This window comes from Pseudomonas sp. NPDC047961 (genome assembly GCF_050272435.1).
Lineage (GTDB): Bacteria > Pseudomonadota > Gammaproteobacteria > Pseudomonadales > Pseudomonadaceae > Stutzerimonas.
This window is the reverse complement of the sequence record NZ_JBNNMD010000009.1, coordinates 19,205-41,238: the sequence shown is the minus strand read 5'-3', so window position 1 is coordinate 41,238 and position 22,034 is coordinate 19,205. Positions and strand designations below refer to the sequence as shown.

Below are 22,034 nucleotides of genomic sequence, written 5' to 3'. Positions count from 1 at the left end.
TCACACGACTGCCGACGCAGAAGGCCAGCGCTCTGGTCGAGCTGCTGCCGCACAACTGGGTATCCGCCGGCAAGGTGTAATGCCCGTTCGCTTACTCTAAGCCATCCGGGTCTAGCGGCGTCAGCTAAAACTGGCGACGCAGCTTTAGCCGTTAGCGGATGGTGGGTATTGTAGAACGTGGGCTGCAAAGTCCATCAGCGAGACGAAGCCGCACTGATCGGCTTTCCTTCACGCTGTTGGTGGTAGCCCCGCTTAACCAATCAGCTCTACGAATGCCTGAGTGATCACAACCGCTGCGGCCAATGCGCGAACGGACTTTGGGAGCGCCATCGTCAGGAAAAGCACTACAAGCGAGTTGTGAGTGCTTGAACTGAAGGCCGATAGCTGGAGGCGACCTCGATGTGCGCTAGTGCTACGTTCTAGTGACAGTCCCCGTGCCCAAAATGTGGTCTGCAAATTCGATCAGGCTAGCTAATCGGTCAGGACCACGGATGGCATCGCGCTGGAGGTGGAAGCCATGCATTCCCAGCCTTTCGGGACCGAACACATCGGCCTCCAATGTATCGCCGATCATTGCAATGGAAGACGCTTTGCAACCCAACCGCTTTAGCAGATGTTCGTAGATCGCTGGCTCCGGTTTGATCGCGCCCACCTCGAAGCTCCAGGCATAGGCGTCAAACTCAGGCAGTAGCAACTTGGCAGGTATGGCATAGGGGGTAGCCAAGTTGGAGCACAGCGCCACTTTCAGCCCCGCTCTCTTAAGGCTTTCCAGTGCCCGCAGGGCATCATCATAGGGACGCACGCTGGCCAGTTCCGCGTAGAGATCAAGCTCCAAAATAGCAAGCTCATCGTTACCTAGTTGTGTACCAAACAGGTCGGCGGCGCCGGCCAGCCCCAAGTTTCGTGTCATCAATGTCCTGGCATCATCGGCCCTAGGTTGACGACCTTGGCTGCGTACCTGTTTTAAGAGCTTGCGAAATGGCCGCCGTCGTTCACTGATTTGCAGGAGTGTGCCATAGACATCAAAAATTACGGCTTCTATCAAAACAGAGCACCTGCGCTTAGGCTTTGCACGGTTCGGTATTCATTAAAAGAAAGCGGCCGGGCTTCGGATAAGGGAGGCATAGGCTAGGCCAGCAAGCGGTATTCGCGCGAGCTACTTTTTTCAGCAGCTCGCTTCAGCATTCGTACGACCTGACATACCGGAGAACCTGACAGAAATGTAATGGTTACTTCAGCCTTTGGTCAGGACGCTTTGCATATATTGGTTGTCGGACGCTGTAAGCATCGGAAAAACCACAAACGTCCCCGCAGTAGGCTGTTCGTTGCTAACCAATCCATAAGGAGCCCGCATGACCTCCTCGCATTGCCACCATCAGCCTGACCAAACGAAAGGATCAGCACCGCTCACAGACCCGGTCTGCGGGATGAAGGTGAAAGAGAACAGCGAGCATGAGCAGGATTACCAAGGAACCACTTACCGCTTCTGCAGCCAGGGGTGCCGGACCAAGTTCCGTTCTGATCCTGCTAGATATCTTGCTGCACAGCAGGCTCATGGGTCATCGCCTCAGGCATCCACGCCGCCCGCACAGAAGGCGTCCGCCGGTGATGCAACGACCGAGTACACCTGCCCGATGCACCCTGAGATCCGCCAAATGGGTCCAGGTGATTGCCCTATCTGCGGGATGTCATTGGAACCTCTGATCCCTGAACTCGACGAGGAGGAGAATCCCGAACTCAAGGACTTCTCGAAGCGATTCTGGTGGTCTCTGCCCCTGACCGTAGCAGTAACCCTGTTGGCAATGGCGGGACATGCGATACCGCTGTTTCACGGCGCTAGCCAGAACTGGGTTGAACTAGCCCTTACGACCCCGGTTGTCTTGTGGGCAGGTTGGCCATTTTTCGTGCGCGGTTTCGCATCAGTTAAGCATCGCAGCCCAAACATGTGGACGTTGATCGGGCTTGGCACAGGGGCTGCGTATATTTACAGCATCGTAGCAACCGTCTTACCGAGCATATTTCCAGAGTCATTCACTGTGGGCGGCCGGATAGGCGTTTATTACGAAGCCGCCGCGGTCATCATTTCCCTGACGCTTTTAGGGCAGCTGCTCGAATTGAAGGCCCGCTCCCAGACGTCCTCGGCAATCAAGTCCTTGCTTGGCCTATCGCCCAAAACAGCTCGCCGTATCGCCAAGGATGGTTCCGAGGAGGACATTCCGCTTACACATGTTCACGAGGGTGACCATCTGCGCGTTCGTCCTGGTGAAAAGGTACCGGTGGATGGAGAAGTATTGGAGGGCGAGAGCGCCGTCGACGAATCCATGCTAACGGGCGAGCCCGTCCCGGTGACGAAGCGGACAGGCGATTCGCTTATCGGCGCGACGATGAACACGAGCGGCTCGCTTGTCATGCGAGCCACCAGGGTTGGCTCCGGGACTATGCTTTCACAAATCGTCCAGATGGTTGCGAATGCGCAACGCTCCAAAGCACCCATGCAGCGAATGGCGGACACGGTTGCGGGTTATTTCGTGCTGACGGTCATTGGTATCGCCTTGCTGACATTCTTTGCATGGGGCCTGTTTGGACCCGAGCAGGGCTGGGTATTCGGCCTGATCAATGCAGTTGCGGTTCTGATCATTGCTTGCCCTTGCGCACTTGGCCTTGCAACGCCTATGTCGATCATGGTTGCCACAGGCAAAGCGGCTGGAAGCGGAGTGCTTTTCAGAGACGCAGGCGCCATCGAGAACGTCCGTAAGGTAGACACGCTGATTGTCGATAAAACAGGAACCTTGACCGAGGGCCGACCTGTCTTCGATCGGGCCATAGGCGTCACGCCGTTTGACTCGCAGGAAGTCATCCGTTTGTCTGCCAGCTTGGATCAAGGTAGTGAGCATCCCCTAGCCCACGCGATCGTAGACCATGCCAGAAGCGAAGGTATCCAGCTGGCGAAGCCAGAGACCTTCGAGTCAGGGTCAGGTATCGGAGTCCGTGGTCTGGTGGAAGGCAAGCAGCTACAACTAGGCAACACCGCGCTTATGGAAGATACGGGTGTGAGCGTCGAGCCGTTGAGAGATCAGGCAGAAAAAATGCGCGAGAGCGGTACCAGCATTGTGTACCTGGCTGTTGATGGGGCACTTGCCGGCTTGCTGGCCGTATCGGACCCAATCAAACCGACTTCCAAGGAAGCTGTAGCGCGGCTCCAAGCGGAGGGCGTGCAAGTCATCATGGCCACCGGCGACGGGCTTACCACTGCCCGCGCGGTGGCTCGTGAGCTATCGATCGATGAGGTGCATGGCGAAGTGAAGCCGCAGGACAAGGAGGCGCTGGTGGTTAAGCTACAAGCCCTAGGTAAAGTAGTCGCCATGGCAGGCGACGGAATAAATGATGCGCCGGCGCTCGCCAGGGCTGATGTCGGCATAGCGATGGGCACGGGCACTGACGTCGCCATGAACAGCGCCCAAGTTACGCTCGTTAAAGGTGACCTGATGGGGATACTGCGCGCGCGCACGCTTTCGGTGGCGACGGTTCGCAATATGCGTCAGAACCTTCTGTTTGCCTTTATGTACAACGGGTTGAGCATCCCGATTGCCGCAGGTCTGCTCTATCCGTTCTTCGGACTGTTGCTGTCTCCGATGATTGCTGCCCTGGCCATGAGCCTCAGCTCAGCATCGGTTGTGTTCAACGCACTCCGGCTCCGTCAAACGCGTGTAGTTTGAAGCCTGTCGGCTTAGGCTTAGGCTTCGGTTGCGAAGCGACCGAAGCCTCATTGATTGCTCATGAATTGCCCCGTAAGCTGGAAATATGAAGTCCTACATGCGCTCCTTCCTTATCCTGCTGCTAGTGCTTGCGCTTCCGATCAATGGGATAGCGGAAATGCTCATGCCGGTTGGATCGTCCGGGCATCACGTGATGTCCGATATGGAAGGTGTGGGCGCCATGACGACCGACCACGCTTCGATGGTTGGCGCCGATGACGGTGCTGAACACGAGTGCTGTGAAGCGAATGAGCATGGAACGGCGACCGTCTGCAAGACGGGCCAAGAATGCAAAACTGCAAGTATCCTTCAGCTTGTCTCAATAAAAGCCCAGCTGATGCCTGCTGCTAAACCCGTGACCACTCCCTATAACGGCCTGATCCCCTCTAGCCTTTTAGACGCCGTCTGGCATCCACCCCGCGTCTAATTCCGATCAAATTATAGGAACCGCCCGAGTGAGCATTCGGGCCGGCTACCGCGCGCCTTTGGCTCGCATGAAAGATCAGGAATCCTTCGCAAATGAAACCCCGTATTTATTGGGCGCCGCCGTACGTGGCCGCCTTGATCATGGGCGCGCTCTCGTTTCCAGGGTTAGCGTCCGCTTTGACCTTAGAACAAGCTCTGAGCGTGGCCGAGCAAGACGCGCCTTCGCTGCATGCGCAAGCCGCCAACCTGGTGGCCGCACGCAGCGCTGCAATCCCTGCCGGCGAGCTTCCTGACCCTAAACTTAAGCTTGGACTGCAAAGCGTGCCCATCGAAGGTGACGCTCGCTGGCAGTTGGAGCAAGAGGCCATGACCATGCAAATGGTTGGGGTCATGCAAGATGTGCCAAACCGAGCGAAAAGGCGCGCTCGTGTCGAGGCCGCGCAGGCTAGTGTTGCGCTCGCAAACGCCCAGCAAACGGTTGAACGTCTCGGTGTGCGCCAAGCAACCGCCGAGGCATGGATCGCTAGCTTCGCGGTCGAGCAGAAGCTAAGCCTTTTCAAGCAGCTTTACAGCGAGAATCAGCTCCTTTCGCGGGCTGTTCAGGCCCGCATTGCTGGCGGCAGCGGACAAACCGCAGACAGCGTACTTCCGAGGCAAGAGGCAGCATTGCTGGCTGAACAAGAGGATGAGCTGCTGCGTAACCAGGCTGTTGCGCGGGCCGGCCTCCGGCGCTGGATAGGCGAGCTAGCAGGCCAGCCGCTTACAGGTGACTGGCCGCAATGGCTTGCCGCCGTTGATAACTATCAGCACAACCTGAACCGGCACCCGGCGTTACTCGCCTTCGACCCGATGACTCGTGAAGCGGAGGCAAAGGTTCACCAGGCCATCGCAGAGAAAACACCGGATTGGAGTTGGGGGGTCGACTACCTGCGACGTGGCCGTGAGTACGGCGACATGGTGAACCTCAGCGTCAGCTTCGACCTGCCGCTGTTTACCAGCTCTCGGCAGGATCCGAAGATCGCGGCCGAACGAGCTCGCCTTGCCCAGATCGAGGCTCAGCGCCAAGCGACCTTGCGCCTGTACAACCAAGAGCTGAGTACTGACCTCGCTGAGTATCAGCGTCTGGACCGCGCACTCATCCGCCTCGACAAAACCTTACTACCCCTCGCTGAAGAGAAGGTCCGCCTTGCCATGGCCGATTACCGCTCCGGAAGCGGTGAGCTGACCGCTGTGATCGAAGCGCGACGACAGCTTGTGGAGACCCGGCTACGGCGTATTGACGTCGCCCGCGATCGATCGTTGAGCAATGCCCGCCTGCATTTCGCCTTTGGAGATACCCGACCATGACATTCCAACACAAGCGGCTGGTACTCGCCTTCAGTCTGCCTCTGATGATTAGCGCTGCAGCGCTAATCGGTCTGCCTACCGCAGCCTTCGGACAATCGCCTGCAGAAGAAGACAAGGAAGTGCTCTATTGGTATGACCCTATGGTACCCCAGCAAAAGTTCGATAAGCCGGGCAAGTCGCCATTCATGGATATGGAATTGATTCCACGCTATGCAGATGAGGGAAGCGACGGGGCATCGATCAGTATCGACCCGAGCGTGACGCAGAATCTCGGCGTGCGCTTGGCAACCGTAACGCGTGAATCGATCAGCCAGTCGCTCGAAGCGACAGGCGCGTTGATGTTTGACGAGCGAGACGTGGCGGTTGTGCAGGCGCGTGCCGGTGGCTTTGTCGAGCGCGTTTACGACCGAGCACCGGAGGATGTCATCGAAAAAGGCGCGCCGTTAGCCGATCTTTTGGTTCCCGAATGGGCTGCCGCACAGGAAGAGTACCTGGCGCTCAAAGGGGTCGGCCAACCCCAACTGCTCGCAGCGGCCCGACAGCGGTTACGCCTCGCCGGCATGCCGTCGGATGTCATTGCCCAACTGGAACGAACCGGTAAAGCGCGCCCCGTTTGGACCGTAACGAGCCCAATCGGCGGCGTGCTGAACAGCCTCGACGTTCGCGAGGGCATGACCGTACCCGCCGGCGCATCTCTCGCACGCGTCAATGGACTGGAGACGGTATGGCTAGAGATAGCTGTGCCTGAGGCGCAGATCACCAATCTGGCGCCAGGGCACTCAGTCACCGCGCGCCTCCCCGCCTTTGCAGGTGAATCTCTGGAAGGCACGATCCAGGCCGTACTATCGCAAGCCAACCTGAATAGCCGCACTGTGCGTGTCCGGGTCGAACTACCTAACCCGCAGCAGCGGCTTCGCCCCGGCATGACGGCCGAGGTGACGTTGAGTCGCAACGTTGAAGATGTCTTGGTCATCCCATCCGAGGCGGTCATTCGCACCGGCCGGCGAGCATTGGTGATGTTGGCTGAGAATGAAGGCCGTTACCGCCCCGTTGAGGTCCGCATCGGCCGAGAGTTCAATGACCAGACAGAGGTGCTTGAAGGGCTGGAAGCCGGTCAGAAGGTCGTGGCGTCCGGTCAGTTTCTCCTCGATTCAGAGGCGAGCCTACGCGGGCTGACCGCTCAGGGCTTGGAGAAGCCTGCAACTTCTACAGAACCTGCGCTGCACGAGGCTGAAGGTACGATCGTCAGCCTGGAAGATGGCATGGTTGGCCTCTCGCATGGGCCGTTCAAGACGCTGAACATGCCCGGCATGACCATGTCCTTTCCGGTTGCCGATCAATCGCTCCTAACAAGTTTGCAGACCGGCGATCGCGTTCGTGTCGGCGCGCGTGAAAGCGAAGAGGGCCTGGTCATTGAGCACATCGAGAAGCTGGGGGGCCAGCCATGATCGCAGCCATAATTCGGTGGTCAGTGGCCAACCGCTTTCTGATCCTGCTGGCTACTGTGTTCGCGGTGGCTTGGGGTGTCTGGTCGGTCAAAAACACCGCTGTTGATGCATTGCCAGACCTTTCCGACGTTCAGGTCATCATCCGCACGCCATACCCCGGGCAGGCGCCCCAGATCGTTGAGAATCAGGTCACCTACCCACTGACGACGACCATGCTGTCTGTCCCCGGCGCAAAGACGGTCCGCGGCTACTCCTTCTTCGGGGATAGCTACGTGTACGTCCTGTTTGAGGACGGCACCGACCTCTATTGGGCCCGTTCTCGGGTGCTGGAGTACCTGAGTCAGGTGCAGAGTCGGCTTCCCGCCGCCGCCAAACCCGCTTTGGGCCCTGACGCCACAGGTGTCGGCTGGATCTACCAATATGCTTTGGTAGACCGAACGGGCAAACATGACCTCTCGCAGCTGCGCTCTTTGCAAGATTGGTTCCTGCGCTATGAGCTCAAGACACTGCCCAACGTGGCGGAAGTCGCGCCCATAGGCGGGATGGTCAAGCAGTATCAGGTCGTACTGGATCCCGTGCGCATGGCAAGCAGGGGCGTGACGCAGCAGCAGATTGCAAAGGCGATCGATGAAGCCAACCGTGAAACCGGCGGGAGTGTTCTGGAACTCGCAGAAACCGAGTTCATGGTCCGTGCGACCGGGTATCTCAAGACACTCAAAGACTTTCGAGCCATTCCTTTGCGTCTCGACGGCGGCGTGCCAGTGACGCTAGGGGACGTTGCGCATATCCAGCTCGGCCCGGAAATGCGCCGGGGCATCAGCGAGCTTGACGGTGAAGGTGAGGTAGTCGGCGGCGTGGTGATCCTGCGGAGCGGCAAGAACGCTCGGGAAACCATCGCTGCCGTTCAGACCAAACTGGATGAGCTGAAAGCGAGCCTGCCCCAAGGCGTCGAAATCGTCACGACGTACGACCGTAGCAAGCTGATCGACAGTGCCGTTGAAAACCTCACGCACAAGCTCATCGAGGAGTTCATTGTCGTTGCGTTGGTTTGCGCGATTTTTCTGTGGCATCTGCGCTCGTCGTTGGTCGCCATCGTGTCGTTGCCGATCGGCATCCTGATTGCTTTTGTGATCATGCAGCGGCAAGGCATCAACGCCAACATCATGTCGTTGGGTGGCATCGCGATCGCCATCGGAGCGATGGTCGATGCAGCAATCGTCATGATCGAAAACGCCCACAAGCACATTGAGGCCTGGCACAAGCGGCATCCTGACTCCACCTTGAAGGGCCAGGAGCACTGGAAGGTCATTACTGACGCGGCTGTTGAAGTGGGGCCGGCATTGTTCTTCAGCCTGCTGATCATTACGCTGTCGTTCATTCCAGTGTTCACCCTGGAGGCGCAGGAAGGCCGGCTGTTCGGTCCACTGGCGTTCACCAAAACCTATGCAATGGCAGCCGCCGCGGGCCTGTCTGTCACGCTGGTTCCGGTGCTCATGGGGTATTGGATCAGGGGCAAAATCCCTGACGAACACCGTAATCCACTCAACCGTGGCCTCATCTGGATCTACAAGCCGGCCCTGGACGCGGTACTGCGCTGGCCCAAGATGACTCTGCTGGTGGCTGTTCTGGTCTTCCTGACAGGCTTGTGGCCGGCCTCTCGCCTTGGTGGGGAGTTCTTGCCCCCGCTGGATGAAGGTGACCTCCTTTATATGCCCACTGCGCTTCCAGGCCTCTCCGCTCAGAAGGCTTCTGAGCTACTGCAGCAGACGGACCGGCTCATAAAAACGGTTCCAGAAGTTGCACACGTGTTCGGTAAGGCTGGTCGAGCCGACACCGCTACAGATCCCGCCCCGCTGGAAATGTTCGAGACGACCATTCAGTTCAAGCCGAAGGATCAATGGCGCCCTGGGATGACGCCTGACAAGCTGGTTGAGGAGTTGGATCGCACCGTACAGGTACCTGGATTAGCCAATCTGTGGATCCCGCCGATTCGAAACCGTATCGATATGCTGGCGACGGGTATCAAGAGCCCGATCGGGGTGAAAGTGTATGGCACTGACTTGGCACAGATCGACAAAGCCACCCAGGCAGTGGAAAAAATCGCCAAAACGGTGCCTGGGGTCAGTTCGGCGCTTGCTGAGAGACTGACCGGCGGCAGGTATATCGATGTGGATATCGATCGTGTCGCTGCCGCACGCTACGGCCTGAATATCGCGGACGTGCAATCGATCGTGGCCGGTGCCATCGGTGGTCAAACCATTGGTGAAACCGTGGAAGGGCTCGCCAGGTATCCGATCAACCTCCGCTATGGCCGCGAGTGGCGCGACTCGATATCCGATCTGCGCAACCTACCGATCTACACGCCGCAAGGCAGCCAGATCACGTTGGGGACCGTGGCCAAAGTACAGGTGACAGACGGACCGCCCATGCTTAAAAGCGAAAACGCAAGGCTGTCGGGCTGGGTTTACGTCGATGTTCGTGGCCGCGACATGGCGGCTGTGGTGGGCGATCTGAGGGAAAAGATCAGCAAAGGGGTCCAGCTCGAATCCGGCATGAGCATCAGCTATTCCGGCCAATTCGAATTCATGGAGCGCGCTAACGCGAAGCTGAAGCTCGTCGTTCCGGCTACCTTGCTGATCATTTTTGTATTGCTCTACCTAACGTTTGCCCGCTTTGGCGAGGCGCTGCTCATCATGGCTACGCTGCCATTCGCTCTGACCGGGGGCGTCTGGTTCCTATATCTGCTCGGGTACAACCTATCCGTAGCGACAGGAATCGGATTCATCGCACTGGCAGGCGTTTCTGCTGAGTTCGGCGTCATTATGCTGCTGTATTTGAAGAACGCCTGGACGGATCGGGTTAACGCTGGAGCCCATGGCGAAGGCGTCCTGCTCGACGCCATTCGTGAAGGTGCTGTCCAGCGAGTGCGCCCCAAGGCCATGACCGTAGCAGTGATTATCGCCGGTCTGCTGCCCATCCTCTGGGGTAGCGGAACCGGCAGCGAAATCATGAGCCGCATCGCCGCGCCCATGGTGGGCGGGATGATCACCGCCCCTTTGCTCTCCCTGTTCGTTCTGCCGGCAGCTTACCTGCTGATGCGCCGCCGGCAATTGCGAGTTACCACCCAGCAAGCAACCAACCCACTGGAGAACATCCATGAACATTAAGCACATCACCCTTGCCTCACTCTTCCTGGTGCCAGTCGCCTATGCCGCCGACAAGGAGCCAATGGACGGCATGCCGATGGATCACAAAGGCATGAACATGCCAATGGACCAGAAGTCGGCGGGACAGACCGCTACAGCCATCGGCACGGTCAAGGAAGTGAACACCGAGAGCGGCACCGTGACCATTGCACACGGCCCGGTCGAAGCGCTGGGTTGGCCTTCTATGACGATGGGCTTCAAAGCGAAGCCTGATCAGCTCCAAAAGTTGAAAGAAGGGGACCAGGTCGAATTCGAGTTCTCCTCGAAGGGCATGGATTCCACCATTACCCGCATCGAAAAGCAGTAGAAGTTGAAAACGACTGCCGCAGGCGCGGCGGTCGTACCAACACGAAAATGAGGGATTACAGCTTTGTAACCTTGGCAACAGCTTCTTGTAAGTAGCAAGCCTTTAATCTACAGGCATCAACTAACCAAGAGGTGCAAACCATGAACCGCATAACCAAAGTAATCGTTCCTTTTATTCTGACCGTTGCTTCCTCGCTTGCAATGGCCGAAGGCGGAAGCGAACGTACGCTGAATCGCTTAAATGACTCGGCAGGAGCAAAGCCCACCCTTAAGGAGCTTGTAAAAGAAGGCCAAGTGCTGAGCATCGCACCTGCTGGCGCGACCGGCACGACTCGAATGATTCAAAACTATAGAACAAGCGCCCAAGTCCAGACGTATGAGATGACGGTCAAGACCCCTGACGGGAAGATCCATACGGTAGAGTTTCTGAGCACCCCAGTTGGCGTGAACAATGGCTAATCTGCCAAGCTTAATATCCGAGGGATAGTTAGATGAGGGGCATAATATCCAAGATTAAAAGCGTACTGCAGCGCAATCCGGTCGTAACGGGGTTAACCGCAGCTGTGGTTGGCTACATGCTACTGAACCAAAGCACTGCGGCGTTGGCAACAACGCTGCCAAGCCTGCTCTTTCTCTTGCCCTGCTTGTTGATGATGGTCGTATGCATGAAGCATATGTCTAGCGGTAAATGCGACAAGCCCGAGGAGCCCAACGTTGGCGAAAACACCTTATTAAGCAAAAGCGAATAACCCACTGAACTTTGAGATTTAACATGCGAAAGGCCATCACCGTTACAGCAATCGCAATCACCCTGGCGAGCGGACTGAGTTTCGCAGCGGTAGATAAATCGGACCAAAGCCATTCAGAAACCGGCATGATGAGCGGCGACAAGCATATGGAAATGATGGGCGACATGCATGGAATGATGAAAGAGTGTCGTGAAATGATGGAGGGGGCCAAAGCCGGCCACTCGCAAACTGGCGAAAATTCAGACGCTGCTTAGGATACGAGAGTGCGAGCAAACATGATCGAAGCAGGCCGGGCACCTTTTCTGGGTGCCCGCCTGCTTTCTTGTGAGTGATGGCCTAACTAGGACCGTACTGATGGGAAAAGTGTCACTGACGAGCAGAATGGCGATAGCTTTCATGCTTGTGGTTACGGTTGTGCTGATGGCGGCCGCAATCAGCTTCAATTATTTTTGCCAGCTCCATTTCGAACGCAAAGATGAACAAGTGCTGAATGAAAAGGCCGCTGCAGTAGAGCGTACGCTGCTCAACAGCTCAGCATTTGGGCCTGAGACCGCTTCAAGGATCGATGCCGTTATTGAGCACTCCTTTGGCTTCGCAACTGCAGTTGTAGTAGACGGCAAGACAGTCTACTCACATCACAATCTCTCTGAGAGCTTGCTACCACTTGTCACGGACATCCAAGAGGAACGTTGGACAGTAAATTTCGCTGGGCATCAGTACAGTGGCATTACCAGAAAAGTAAACCAGTGGGTCGAAGGGCAAGACACAGTCATCTATCTGGCTTTGGATGTAACGCATCGAGTCCACTTCTTCGAAATGATTCAGCAATGGTTCGCTTATACGCTGGTGGTCAGTGCACTTTTGAGTGGCGCTTTAGGTGTGGTTCTGATCAGGAAGGGTTTAAAACCGATCGATGAACTCTCTAAGACTTCCTCTACAGTAACTGCCAATTGTTTGGATACCAGAATTCCAACCGAGTCAGTGCCAGGCGAGCTTCATGAACTCGTAGACAACTTCAATGAAATGCTCTCGCGCTTGGATGACTCATTCCTCAGGTTGTCAGGTTTCTCAGCGGACATCGCGCATGAGCTAAGAACGCCGCTGAACAGCATGCTGACCCAAATGGAGGTCGCGCTCTTGCGCGACCGCGAAAATACCGACTACAAGGATATCTTGTATTCCGCCCTCGAAGAACTTAGGCGCATGTCAAAGATGGTCGATGACATGCTGTTCCTCGCCAAAGCGGACAATGGGAAGATTACGCCCAGTGCCGAAGGGGCCAGCATGGCTGAGATGACCACGAGTGTTATCGAATATTACGAGCTCGCAGCCGAGGACAAGAAGGTCGAAATCGCGCTTTCAGGCGATGGGTCGGTACATGGCGATAAATCAATGCTAAGACGGGCCATCTCAAACATAGTCTCGAACGCAGTTCGGTATGCAGAGGAAGGCAGCATTATCAGGGTTGAAATAAGCGAGAGTGGTAACTCGGTTTCGACAGCTATAACCAACCGCGGCATTACTATTCCAGCCGAGCTTCACACTCGAATATTCGACAGATTTTACAGGGTGGATACCGCAAGGCGCGAAGGTACTACCCTTAATGCGGGCCTCGGCATGGCTATCACACGGTCGATTGTTGAGGCCCACAAGGGGCGCATCGCTTGCGAATCAGCTGAGGGGCACACGACTTTCACAATGACGCTTCCAAGGCTGATGTCTAGTTAATGGCAAAGTGCTGGCAACGACGCTGATCTACGCTTATACAAATGCCCGGCTGAACCGGAGGAGGCCAAGGCTTTCGTACCTGTATATTTGGTTCTGGAGGTTTCACGTGCAAGCGTCCTCATCAAGAAAATGCGGTTCGACAGCCGCAGCGCTCAACGAAGCGTGCTTCTGCGTAAGCCTAGATCAAGCTGCGCTCGTAAACTCATTGACCGAACAGCTTGGGAATTCAGAGCTGTCGGAGCTATTGAAGTCACGTTGCCCCCATGTGTTTGCAGCACGACCGGTCTTTGTTTCATCCTTGCGGCTGCGCCAGGTTAATGAGGTTATTCAGGCCATCGAGCAGACCGTGAGTTCGCCCGGTTGGCGTGAGCATGCTCTGGATTCTGCACCTCCTATTGCACGACATGATCCTCGGGGTGCGCGCGGCGTCTTCTTTGGCTACGACTTCCATCTGGATGATGACAAGCTTGGGCTCATCGAAATAAACACAAATGCGGGCGGAGCGATGCTAAACGTATTGCTCGCCCGCGCGCAGCGTAGTTGTTGCAGCGGCGTAGTCGGGCTTTCGCCAGGTCAGGATGGACCCGGCGGCTTCGAGCGTTCGATTCTGGATATGTTCGCCCAGGAATGGTCTACGAGCGGCGAGCAACGTCCGCTCACGCGCGTGGTGATCTTGGATGAAAGCCCACAAGCCCAATATCTGTATCCGGAGTTCCTTCTTTTTCAGCGGTTATTCGAGTCAGCAGGAATCGACTGCCTAATCGCAGACCCAGCCGATCTGGCCTTTCACAACGAGTCCCTCTTGGTCGACGGAAAGCCTGTGGATCTCGTCTACAACCGACTCACCGATTTCTATCTGGAAGGCGACAATTGCAGCGCGCTGCGCAGCGCTTATTTGGCTGATGTCGTGACGGTAACGCCACACCCTCAGGCCTATGCCCTTTACGCCGACAAACGCAGGTTGGTTGACCTAACCAACGCACGTTTTTTGGAAGAGATTGGCGTTGATCAGCAAATCCGAACCGTATTGGCCCAATACGTCCCGCTTACCGTTCCTGTCGGGCATGGTAATGCAGAGCACCTGTGGCAAAACCGCCGTAGCCTCTTTTTCAAGCCTGTCAGCGGGTATGGTAGTCGCGGTGCATACCGAGGAGACAAGCTCACCAAGCGCGTTTGGGAAGAAATCGTTGGCGGAAACTACGTGGCCCAGTCCCTTGTAGCTCCTGGCGAGCGTAGAATCGTCGCCGACCCTCAGGTACGATCGATGAAGTTTGATCTGCGCGCTTACGCTTATGCTGGCGAGGTGCAGTGGAACGCTGCCAGGGTCTACCAAGGCCAGACGACCAACTTCAGAACAGAGGGGGGCGGTTTTGCTCCCGTTTTTACCTTAGGCGAGGAAGAGGAGCGAGCCGGTTCTACAGAGCAACGGTCGCACGCCTCGTTCACGTTCTTGCTCGACGAAACCGGCGCCGTAGAGGAACTGCCGCACCCGCTATATCTGGCGCTGGTTCGAGCCGAAATGGCTACTTCTAAGCTTGCCGGTAAGCGTTTCCGATTGGCGGACTGGTATGTGGCAATGGAAGATGGCCATCCTTCCGAAGTCATCCGAGAATTGTACGGCTGGGTTGCTTTCGACGCAGATGGCGCCTACCACCCTGAAGTTGGCCCACCAGAAAATGGTCAGCCAAATAGTATTGGCAATGTTGACTCATCTGCCCTGCCAACACCGGAAGAACATGATCGAATCGAAGGTCTGTTGTTTCAAAGTGAGTGAGGTCCCGCGCGCCACGAAAGGCGCGGCTTGGGACAGAATAACCTCGCCGCTCAGTTTTGGAGCCAGCTACACCCAGCCGTCTTAGCCGCCACACATCTAATGTGCGAATACTAACCCTGCGGTCACACTCGACAAGAACGTGGCATATGCTGGGTGCTGAATTGTTCTCTCCGAGTGTTCTATTGCTCACGATAACTCTTTGGGCTTGCTAAGCCGAGTAGTCGGGTCTCAAGGTTTGAAGGCCATCTTAGTGGGCCCGCTCTTTCGCGCAGTGGTCCATAGCGCGACGTTGGTATTGTCTGCTTATAAGCTATTAGCGATTGATTAGTTCAGGGGAACATTACGCGTAGTACAGCGCTGGCAGCGCTTTAAGCCGGTCTTAAAGCGGTCGATGATTACATTTTTGTAAGCTTCTCAAAAAATCGAAACCTCATCATCTTCGGCTTGTCCGTTTTTAGGAGAGCATTCGAAAGCCACTTCTAAGCAGGGCTGCGCGAACACGTTGAGTCGCCGATCCAGCAGCAATCATTAAAGAGGTCTAACTATGCAAATGTCTTACTGGCGCTTTGCAGCGATGGTAGCCACGTCTACGATCATTATGTATGGCGTGATGTACTTAAATACTTACTCGTTCGAGCATGTTTTTTGGAGCGAGACTCGCGCTTGGATGGCATTAGTGATGGGCGCGGTAATGGCAGTAGTCATGCTCGCATTCATGCTCAACATGTATAAGCGTAAGTCAATAAACCTAGCGATATTGGCAGGAAGTGCAGTAGCTTTTACCATTGCACTATGGCTTGTACGTGGGCAAGCGACGGTAGACGACACGGACTACATGAAGGCCATGATCCCCCACCATTCCATAGCAATCCTAACAAGTGAACGAGCTCAGATTTCAGATCCTCGCGTCCGCAAGTTAGCTGACGAAATCATCGACGCTCAGCGCCGAGAAATCGCAGAAATGAAGTCCCTGATCAATGAACTAGAAAGGGCAAATTGATTACCAGAAACGGTGTGTCCACAGCCCAGGGCATGACGGTGGCGACATTGATGGTCTCGCTACCGCTCAGGCGAATCTCCTCAGCGATTGCCGCGCCGAGATTTATGACACCACCTTTGGTCGCTGCGGAGGAGGCATGATAAGCCAGCGGTATCTCGCTCTCGACTGAGCCCACGTTGACAAGCGTGCCGAAGCCTTGAGCTCTGAACTGGCGCATGGCTGCGTGGCTGCCATAGATCATGCCCTTAAGATTGACATCCACGATCCGCGCATGGTCCTCGACGGGAACGTCCTCGAAACGACCCAGCGCTCCGACCGCAGCGTTGTTAATCCAAACGTCGATCCTGCCGAAACGCTCGATGGCGGCTCGTGCCAAGTCCTGCATCTCGTTCGGGTTGCTCACGTCGGTGGTCACCACCAGTGCCGATCCTCCAGCCATGCGTATCTGCGCGGCCAGTTCTTCGAGCACGTCGGTCCGGCGGGCCGCTAGCACCACGTCGCCTTGCAGAGCGGCAAGCTTGAGCGCCACGCCGCGGCCGAAGCCACTGGAGGCACCAGTGATGACAAAGGTTTTGCGAGCAACGCTTGGCTGGTCGCTTGGTTTCAGGCGCGGGGAAACGGCGCAGCCACTGAGTTGCAGAACGGCGAGCAGTACTAGCAGCAAAGCCAATCGCTGCGATGGGAATATTCGCAAAACCATTTTCGTTTTCTCCCAGCAAAATAAGGTCGCATGGCCCGCTTGGTTGTTGTTGGACCGCCTTTTTGCCAGGAGCTTTCATGCTAATTCACTCAATTAGTTTTCAGCGCTCAATCGGGAGACAGTGGCAAGAGAATAGACCGTTACGGTGGCGATCATCGGTGGCTAAGTAAGAGTTGCTAGCGCGTAACTATTCGTATTTCGCTTTGGAATGAAATGCTGCTGGACAGGGATTGATTCGCTCTTGGCAGTTGCGGGTATCGTACGCACTTTTTCGATATGTCATGGAGGCGCGAACATTAAGCGCACCATGGCTTTTCTTATTCTTCGAGGGGCTCTGACACTCCCAATTTAGTAGTGCCAGAGCAGTGAGTTACGGATGTTATCCTGCCATTCGCTCACATTCCTCAGCGCAGTTCATGCACGCCTTCGCACACTCTTGGCAATGATCCATTTCATGCTTCGCGCATTCCTCTCCGCATGCACGGCAGATCTTGGCGCAAAGGGCGCAGAACTCCTTAGCATATTCACTTTCGCGGCTCATCAGTGTGGCAGCCAACCTGCAAATGTCCGCGCAGTCGCGGTCAAGCTCGATGCAGCGAGCCATCATTTTTACATCATCCTCGCGTAGGCAAGCAGAGGCGCACATTTCGCACACTAGGGCACAGTTCGAACAAGCTTGGATACAGGATGCGAACATTGAGTTTGTCATTTACGTTCTCCAGGGTTCGATAGTTGTATTTCGTCGTTTGCTTACTGGCCGATATGGCTCATCAGCCTGTTAGCAGACACTGAATTACGACACGCTCCTACCGAGCCCGTTTCGAAAAACCTCATTACAATGTTGTAAGGTAAGTCCAACCGCACCGGGGATCTGCGGGCGCAGTTGGTGGCGATGTGGCCGTCAGATTGCCTGTACGGCTTCGCTAGTCTGTTCGAGATGATTGAGTTGAAAATGAGGGAGCTCCCTGTCGCCACGACTGGGAGTATTCGTTGGGGAACGGCCGGAGCGCAAGCCGCTTAACTAGGTAAGTTACTGGCCTTGCGGCCTAACTTTTAGGAAGGAAGCAATTGCAAAGCCCTCCGGTACCGTTGCGTCGACTAGGATGGCCTAGGGCCGATCCTCTGCTTGCTGAACCGCCTTTCTTAGAGCCTCGATCAGAACCGCATAGGCACACATATACCGGATGTTAGTGCTCGTGTTGCTTCCCGTCTGCGTGCACATGGTTTTTTGAAGGGGATTTGCCTTCCGCATCGGCACTGTCACTGCCATTGCTGTGCTCAACCGCCTGGGGCTCCTCGGACGCATGATGGTCATCGCTTTCGTTATTACCATGATGACCGGAGCCTGATTGGCCGGATGCTCCACCTGTGCTGCTGGAGCCATGGTGATCCGAGCCGCCACTGTCGCCCTGATGGTGGTCGCCCGAGGCCATCTCGCCGTGTTGCTCACTATGCCCAGCTGGGGTCTCCCCACCACCATGCTGGTGACCACCGCTAGACGCAACGAGTGCTCGATACGCTCCTTCATCTAACTCAGGAAGCTTCTGCAGAAAAGCCACCATTCCCCAGATGTACGGGTCAGCCATGCTTTTACCCCACGCGGGCATCCCAGTGGCCTTAATGCCATGCTTGATGACCCAAAATGTTTTTGCTGGGTCATCGTATAGCCCCGCCTCAGCCAGGCTGGGAGGAGCGGGATAAAGGCCATTGCTTAGCTCGGTCTCAGCCATGCCTGGCGCCAAATGACAACCCACACACATCGAGTCGTAGTTCCCCGCCCCGGCGCGGATTTGGTCTTCATCGTCGAGAGATGGCACGGCTATGTCTTCGGAGCGAGCCTCAATCGAGCGATTGCGAGCAGTTTCCAGGAATGCGTGCACGACTCCCGTATGAGGATCATCCGCGGCAACGCTAATCAGTCCTGAGAAAACAACTCCGGCCACTACCAACAGGCCTAGAGCACAGAAGGCAGCGAAGCTAATAATTATTCTTTTCATCGAGGGACCTTAAAACCAAAGCCTGATGCCAGCAACGAACCGCGCCTCATCTAGGTCTTCGCCGTCATCTCTCGCCATATCAGCGGTATTACCGTATGCCCGGCTCCACGTGACGCCGATGTACGGTGCGAACTCACGAACGATTTCGTATCGGAGGCGGAGCCCCACCTCTGTATTTGCGAGACCAGCGCCCACTCCGTGTGCAGGATCGTCCTTGCCATAGAAATTGAGCTCGGCAGTCGGTTGGAGGATGAGCCGGTTAGTTAGGAGAATGTCGTACTCGCCTTCAAAACGTGCTGCTGTCTGCCCACCTTCACCGACGAAGGCGGTGGCTTCCGCCTCAAACCCATACAGCGCCATCCCCTGGACGCCTAAAGCCGCCCACGTCTGCGGCGACTCGGGCTTAAAGTCCTGGCGAACACCTGCTACTACATCCCACCAGGGACTGATTGCACGCCCGTAAAGCGCCTGAATTTCCGCGTCTTCAGTAACGCCATTCGTTCGCTCACCTTCCGAGCGAAACCAGAACCGATTGATATCGCCACCAACCCAGGCAGTAGCTTCCCAACTGAGGGTGCTACCTTCATTTGCGTCCTGGTACTCAAGTTGATCTAGCAGAAGGAACCAGGCCAGATACTTGTCATGGACCGTATGACCTTGAAGACCAGGGAAAGCCGCTTCTCTATCCGCATCGGTCAATACTGGAATGAACGAGGGATGAACCACGCCGGGCATTTCGAGCGTATCGTCATGCTTCATTTGGCCATGGTTCATCTTGCTATGGTCCATCGCACCATGACCCATTGCAGAATGGTCCATTTGCCCACCGGAGCCATGATTCATTGCCGCGGGCTTGGCAGAAGATGCAGGGGCTTGAGCTGCCGGAATAGGAGGGGTTTGATGCATCGAGTGATCCATCATCTCGGCGGCGTTGGCTATCCGTCCAGCCGCTGCGCTCAACGAAACTCCGAGCGCAATAAGAGCAAAGCGAGAAGATCTAGTGGTCATGGTGCGAATCCACCTCAGTACCAGTAGCCTTCGGGTCATGATCCATCTTGCCATGGTCCATTTCACCATGGTCCATCGAGCCATGACCCATGTCGCCGTGGTCCATTTCTGAGTTAGAGGAGCCTTGTGTCTGAGATGCCGGCTTGTTGCCTGAATTTTGCGACGAAGCCGATGGTTGCTTGTGCTGATCATGCGTTTGCTCTGCAAACGCAGCTGATATATTCATTACGCCCAGCAGACTGAACATTAACGCGCTGCCGATAAGAGTTTTACGCTTCATAAAATTTCCCATATAAAGTTCCTCTTACTCGTCCACTCGGACTTCACGAAACATGCCCATTTCCATGTGAAGCAGTAGGTGACAGTGATAAGCCCAACGCCCGAGTGCATCGGCTGTCACGCGGTAGCTGCGCTTCGAACCTGGAGGCATGTCGATCGTGTGCTTGCGAACCATGAACTTTCCATTCTCATCCTCAAGATCGCTCCACATACCATGCAGATGAATCGGATGGGTCATCATGGTGTCGTTGACCAAAGTGATGCGTACCCGCTCGCCATATTTGAGCCGCAGGGGCTCCGAATCAGAGAACTCTATACCGTCAAATGACCAAGAGAACTTCTCCATGTGGCCGGTGAGATGGAGTTCGATCGTCCGACTGGGCTCACGGCCGTCCGGATCGGGGAAAGTGCTTCTCAAGTCGCTATAGGTCAGGACTCGGCGGCCGTTGTCTCGTAAGCCAATACCGGGATCGTTCAGCCTATGAGTTGGGCTCATGGTCTGCATGTCCACCAGTGGGTTATTGGACTCTGAGGGCGGGTGCGATTGCATACCTGCGCTCATCCCAGCCATTCCAGAGTGGTCCATCCCGGACATCCCACCCATTTTGCTGTGATCCATGCCGGCCATTGCGCCCATGTCGCCCATCCCTTGCATGTCACCGTGGTTCATGCCGGACATGTTGCTATGGTCCATCGCGCCCATGTCGCCGCCATGGTCCATGCCCGCCATACCGCCCATGCTGCCGTGATCCATCCCCATGTCGTCCATGGTGATTAGTGGTCGAGGATCGGTTTCTGGAACAGGAGCGCTCAGCCCTTCGGCAACCGCTAGCGTGCCACGGGCGTATCCTGTGCGATCCATCGATTGGGCGAAGATCGTGTAAGCCTCCTCGGTCGCAGGCTCGACAATCACATCGTAGGTTTCTGCCACGGCAATGCGGAATTCGTCGACGCTAACTGGGTTGACGTATTGGCCATCGGCTGCGACTACAGTCATCTTCAGCCCTGGAATGCGGACATCGAAATAGCTCATGGCCGAGCCGTTGATGAACCGCAGACGAAGCTTCTCGCCGGGCTTAAAGATGCCGGTCCAGTTCCCGTCGGGTGCTTGGCCGTTCATTAGATAGGTATAGGTGTAGCCGCTTACGTCGGCGAGGTCGGTGGGACTCATTTTCATCTGAGCCCACATTTTCCGATTCGCAATCGTAGCGGCCCAGCCGTCTTCGCTCACGTCGTTAATGAAGTCTCCGACAGTGCGCTTGTGGAAGTTGTAATAATCGGACTGCTTCTTGAGCTTAGAAAGGATTCGAGCGGGATCCTCATCGGACCAATCAGTCAACATCACCACATAGTCGCGGTCATAGCTGAACGGTTCGGGATCCTTCGCATCGATGACCAAGGGACCATAGACACCAAGCTGCTCTTGTAGGCCTGAATGACTGTGGTACCAATAGGTACCGTTCTGTTTAACCTGAAACTTGTAGACATACATGCCATCGGGAGCGATGCCGTGGAAGCTCAATCCAGGCACGCCATCCATGTTGGCCGGCAGGATCATGCCGTGCCAGTGAATCGATGTATCTTCGCTCAACTTATTCCTGACGCGCAGCGTGACGGTATCCCCTTCACGCCAACGTAGAAGCGGCCCTGGGATGGTCCCATTGATAGTCATCGCTGTCCGGGCCGCGCCGGTGATATTGACCGGCGTCTCCCCAATCAGCAGATCGAACTCCGTGCCGGTTAGTACGCTGGGCTGGCCTGGGCTACTCACTGCCCAGACCGGAGCTCGCCACAAGCCAAGACCGCCAAGGAGGCCTGCGGCAGTCAAGCCTTTAACAAAGGTTCGCCTAGAGGTTTTACGTTGCATGTGTACGTTCCAATCAAGCTAAGGAGCCAAGCCGAAACCAGCCTTTAGGGTTGGTGTTGCCAGCGTTAATCGATCTTAGAAGCTCGCGCACGGTCTGTCTTATCAAGCGACTCGCCATTATTCGTAAATATGGCATGCCGAAGAAAAACGCGTGATTACATTTTTGTAAGTTTAAAGCGCCCCGAAAACGTCTGCGATCAGAGTTCCGGTCACTTTAGCTGGCTTTACTTAAACCGCGGGCTGGATAAGAGCCGCTAAAAAGGTCCGGCCATAATCTAGCAGTTCATTAGCAGTTTGTTGCTCATTCACTGCTTTTCAGCGGATCTTTCCAGGCTTTGCGGGCAGTCTAGAAGGCCTCATGAGATTGGATAATTATCAAATCTTAGCCGCTCAAGAGGGTTGTAACCTACTAGCCAGTATAAACTTGGTCTGCTCGGTGCGAAG

At 55.8% G+C, this 22,034-nt stretch carries 18 protein-coding genes and 1 pseudogene; 11 read left to right on the top strand and 8 right to left on the bottom strand.

Going from position 1 to position 22,034, the window contains the following annotated elements; all coding sequences use genetic code 11:
* Nucleotides 1-252 precede the first annotated feature (252 nt).
* Nucleotides 253-378 (bottom strand): annotated as a pseudogene (locus ACQKIK_RS22260) (arsenic resistance protein); the annotation flags it as partial.
* Between the two features lie 34 nt (nucleotides 379-412).
* Entirely contained in the window at nucleotides 413-1,045 is a 633-nt protein-coding gene (locus tag ACQKIK_RS22255; protein WP_036998676.1) for an HAD family hydrolase, read from the bottom strand.
* A 307-nt stretch (nucleotides 1,046-1,352) separates the two neighbouring features.
* Here ACQKIK_RS22255 and ACQKIK_RS22250 point away from each other — a divergent pair, with 307 nt between their 5' ends.
* The 11 genes from ACQKIK_RS22250 to ACQKIK_RS22200 all read left to right on the top strand — a co-directional run bounded on the left by ACQKIK_RS22250 (nucleotide 1,353) and on the right by ACQKIK_RS22200 (nucleotide 15,739).
* Entirely contained in the window at nucleotides 1,353-3,716 is a 2,364-nt protein-coding gene (locus ACQKIK_RS22250; protein WP_064481001.1) for a heavy metal translocating P-type ATPase, read from the top strand.
* An 85-nt stretch (nucleotides 3,717-3,801) separates the two neighbouring features.
* Nucleotides 3,802-4,182: a hypothetical protein gene (locus ACQKIK_RS22245; protein ID WP_014822249.1), complete on the top strand. Its 381-nt coding sequence runs from the start codon at nucleotides 3,802-3,804 to the stop codon at nucleotides 4,180-4,182.
* Nucleotides 4,183-4,274: 92 nt separating this feature from the next.
* Nucleotides 4,275-5,528 carry a TolC family protein gene (locus ACQKIK_RS22240; protein ID WP_014822248.1) on the top strand — a complete coding sequence of 418 codons (1,254 nt, stop codon included), beginning with the start codon at nucleotides 4,275-4,277 and terminating at the stop codon, nucleotides 5,526-5,528.
* Entirely contained in the window at nucleotides 5,525-6,976 is a 1,452-nt protein-coding gene (locus ACQKIK_RS22235) for an efflux RND transporter periplasmic adaptor subunit (protein ID WP_064481002.1), read from the top strand. The genes ACQKIK_RS22240 and ACQKIK_RS22235 overlap by 4 nt, the downstream gene beginning before the upstream one ends.
* On the top strand, nucleotides 6,973-10,143 hold the full coding sequence (locus ACQKIK_RS22230) for an efflux RND transporter permease subunit (protein WP_064481003.1): 3,171 nt from the start codon (nucleotides 6,973-6,975) through the stop codon (nucleotides 10,141-10,143). Before ACQKIK_RS22235 ends, ACQKIK_RS22230 begins: the two co-directional genes overlap by 4 nt.
* Nucleotides 10,133-10,489: a copper-binding protein gene (locus ACQKIK_RS22225; RefSeq protein ID WP_014822245.1), complete on the top strand. Its 357-nt coding sequence runs from the start codon at nucleotides 10,133-10,135 to the stop codon at nucleotides 10,487-10,489. Before ACQKIK_RS22230 ends, ACQKIK_RS22225 begins: the two co-directional genes overlap by 11 nt.
* Before the next feature lie 140 nt (nucleotides 10,490-10,629).
* The gene (locus ACQKIK_RS22220) at nucleotides 10,630-10,947 is read left to right on the top strand and encodes a co-regulatory protein PtrA N-terminal domain-containing protein (protein ID WP_014822244.1); all 318 of its coding nucleotides are present in this window, start codon (nucleotides 10,630-10,632) and stop codon (nucleotides 10,945-10,947) included.
* A 313-nt stretch (nucleotides 10,948-11,260) separates the two neighbouring features.
* The gene (locus ACQKIK_RS22215; protein WP_014822242.1) at nucleotides 11,261-11,491 is read left to right on the top strand and encodes a hypothetical protein; all 231 of its coding nucleotides are present in this window, start codon (nucleotides 11,261-11,263) and stop codon (nucleotides 11,489-11,491) included.
* Between the two features lie 100 nt (nucleotides 11,492-11,591).
* On the top strand, nucleotides 11,592-12,965 hold the full coding sequence (locus tag ACQKIK_RS22210) for a heavy metal sensor histidine kinase (protein ID WP_046164446.1): 1,374 nt from the start codon (nucleotides 11,592-11,594) through the stop codon (nucleotides 12,963-12,965).
* Between the two features lie 106 nt (nucleotides 12,966-13,071).
* The gene (locus tag ACQKIK_RS22205) at nucleotides 13,072-14,739 is read left to right on the top strand and encodes a hypothetical protein (protein WP_041754616.1); all 1,668 of its coding nucleotides are present in this window, start codon (nucleotides 13,072-13,074) and stop codon (nucleotides 14,737-14,739) included.
* 544 nt (nucleotides 14,740-15,283) lie between these two features.
* Nucleotides 15,284-15,739, top strand: a complete 456-nt coding sequence (locus ACQKIK_RS22200) for a DUF305 domain-containing protein (protein ID WP_014822239.1) — start codon at nucleotides 15,284-15,286, stop codon at nucleotides 15,737-15,739.
* Here ACQKIK_RS22200 and ACQKIK_RS22195 read toward each other — a convergent pair.
* The 6 genes from ACQKIK_RS22195 to ACQKIK_RS22170 all read right to left on the bottom strand — a co-directional run bounded on the left by ACQKIK_RS22195 (nucleotide 15,714) and on the right by ACQKIK_RS22170 (nucleotide 21,590).
* Nucleotides 15,714-16,439, bottom strand: coding sequence for an SDR family NAD(P)-dependent oxidoreductase (locus ACQKIK_RS22195; protein ID WP_014822238.1), 726 nt, complete (start codon nucleotides 16,437-16,439; stop codon nucleotides 15,714-15,716). The genes ACQKIK_RS22200 and ACQKIK_RS22195 overlap by 26 nt on opposite strands.
* Nucleotides 16,440-16,818: 379 nt before the next feature.
* Nucleotides 16,819-17,148, bottom strand: coding sequence for a four-helix bundle copper-binding protein (locus ACQKIK_RS22190; RefSeq protein ID WP_041754615.1), 330 nt, complete (start codon nucleotides 17,146-17,148; stop codon nucleotides 16,819-16,821).
* 478 nt (nucleotides 17,149-17,626) lie between these two features.
* Nucleotides 17,627-18,436, bottom strand: a complete 810-nt coding sequence (locus tag ACQKIK_RS22185) for a c-type cytochrome (protein WP_064481004.1) — start codon at nucleotides 18,434-18,436, stop codon at nucleotides 17,627-17,629.
* Between the two features lie 9 nt (nucleotides 18,437-18,445).
* Nucleotides 18,446-19,444, bottom strand: coding sequence for a copper resistance protein B (locus ACQKIK_RS22180; protein ID WP_064481005.1), 999 nt, complete (start codon nucleotides 19,442-19,444; stop codon nucleotides 18,446-18,448).
* Complete coding sequence (locus tag ACQKIK_RS22175) at nucleotides 19,434-19,736, bottom strand: hypothetical protein (RefSeq protein ID WP_014822233.1); 303 nt, start codon at nucleotides 19,734-19,736, stop codon at nucleotides 19,434-19,436. Before ACQKIK_RS22175 ends, ACQKIK_RS22180 begins: the two co-directional genes overlap by 11 nt.
* Before the next feature lie 12 nt (nucleotides 19,737-19,748).
* Nucleotides 19,749-21,590 (bottom strand): copper resistance system multicopper oxidase, encoded by a 1,842-nt coding sequence (locus ACQKIK_RS22170; protein ID WP_023444726.1) that lies wholly within the window; start codon nucleotides 21,588-21,590, stop codon nucleotides 19,749-19,751.
* Between the last annotated feature and the right edge of the window lie 444 nt (nucleotides 21,591-22,034).